Source organism: Streptomyces carpinensis, from assembly GCF_002154505.1.
GTDB classification, from domain to species: Bacteria; Actinomycetota; Actinomycetes; order Streptomycetales; family Streptomycetaceae; genus Streptomyces; species Streptomyces carpinensis.
In genome coordinates this window covers 446-2,047 of the sequence record NZ_MUBM01000718.1, presented here as the reverse complement: position 1 = coordinate 2,047, position 1,602 = coordinate 446, and the positions used below count along the sequence as shown (strand labels likewise).

Genomic DNA, 1,602 nt, shown 5'->3' with positions numbered 1-1,602 from the left:
ATCCTGGTGCGCGGCGACCGCAGGCCGGTGAGCTTGCCGGGCAGCGCCCGGCAGCCCGCCGAGCGGGTGGGCCCTCGCCTCTGAACCTCCGAATCGGTATACGGCTCCGCCGCGACGGGATCTCCGGGTCGTAGCGAAGCCGAGATCTCGGGGAGCGACCGGCGCCCACCGGCCCGCGGACGACACACGAACTCACGGGACCGCCGTTACGGCCAGGCCCGGCGGCATGGCAGGCTTGGGGCATGGCCGTGCAGATCAACCCCAGCATCCTGTCCGCCGACTTCGCGCGCCTCGCCGAGGAGGCGAAGGCGGTGGAAGGGGCCGACTGGCTCCATGTCGACGTGATGGACAACCACTTCGTCCCGAATCTCACGCTCGGCGTGCCGGTCGTGGAATCCCTGGCACGGGCGACGGACACCCCGCTGGACTGCCATCTGATGATCGAGGACGCCGACCGGTGGGCCCCGCAGTACGTCGAAGCGGGGGCCTCGTCGGTCACCTTCCACGTCGAGGCGGCCGGTGCCCCGGTGCGGCTGGCCCGCGAGATCCGCGCCAAGGGTGCCAGGGCCTCGATGGCGCTGAAGCCGGCCACGCCCATCGAGCCCTACGAGGACCTGCTTCCCGAGCTCGACATGCTCCTGATCATGACGGTGGAGCCGGGCTTCGGCGGCCAGGCGTTCCTCGACATCATGCTGCCCAAGATCCGCCGCACCCGGGAGCTGATCGGCAAGCACGGCCTCCAGCTGTGGCTCCAGGTCGACGGCGGGGTCTCGGCCTCCACGATCGAGCGCTGCGCGGACGCCGGCGCCGACGTCTTCGTCGCCGGTTCGGCGGTCTACGGCGCACAGGACCCGGCCGAGGCGGTGCGGGCGCTGCGCGCCCAGGCGGAGACGGCCACCGCCAGGGCGTCCTGGGCCTGCGGCCACTGAACTTGACAGGGGCGTGAAACCACTGAGCGTGTCGTGGACGTGCAACCACTGGGCATCAGGAACGTGAACGGCTCTCATCAGGGCTGATCAAGAGCGCCGGATCTGCAAGGATGAACGGCGAATCCAGAGTGTGAACAGCAGTGAGGAGATCGCCGTGTCGGGTATGTCGGCGGGCCGGTCAGCAGTGCGGATGGGACCCGCTGAGCTGGTGCAGGCGGCGGCCATGGCCCGCCGTTTCTACCTCGAGGGCAAGTCGAAGATCCAGATCGCCGAGGAGTTCGGCGTCAGCCGGTTCAAGGTGGCCCGGGTCCTGGAGACCGCCCTCGAACGGGACCTCGTACGCATCGAGATCCGCGTGCCGGCCGAGCTGGACGCCGAGCGCTCCGACGCGCTCCGCGCCCGCTACGGCCTCAGGCACGCCGTCGTGGTGGAGTCCCCGGCGGACGCCGAGGAGACCCCGGACCCGGAGAACCTCGGCGAAGTCGCCGCCGACCTGCTCGGCGAGCTCGTCAACGAGGGCGATGTGCTGGGTCTGGCCTGGGGCCGGTCCACCATCCACATGGCGGCGGCCCTCGACCGGCTGCCCCCGTGCACGGTCGTGCAGCTGACCGGCGTGTACGACGCCGGGACCGCCGAACGCGGCTCCGTGGAGGCCGTCCGCCGCGCCGCCCAG

2 protein-coding genes are annotated in these 1,602 nt (G+C 71.2%); both read left to right on the top strand.

Translation table 11 applies throughout. The features are described from left to right. Window positions 1-242: 242 nt before the first annotated feature. The gene (gene rpe, locus BZY54_RS48270) at window positions 243-929 is read left to right on the top strand and encodes a ribulose-phosphate 3-epimerase (RefSeq protein WP_086731564.1); all 687 of its coding nucleotides are present in this window, start codon (window positions 243-245) and stop codon (window positions 927-929) included. Window positions 930-1,059: 130 nt separating this feature from the next. Next, window positions 1,060-1,602, top strand: a 543-nt coding sequence (locus BZY54_RS54485; RefSeq protein ID WP_279634786.1) for a sugar-binding domain-containing protein, incomplete at its 3' end; no start/stop codon positions are given.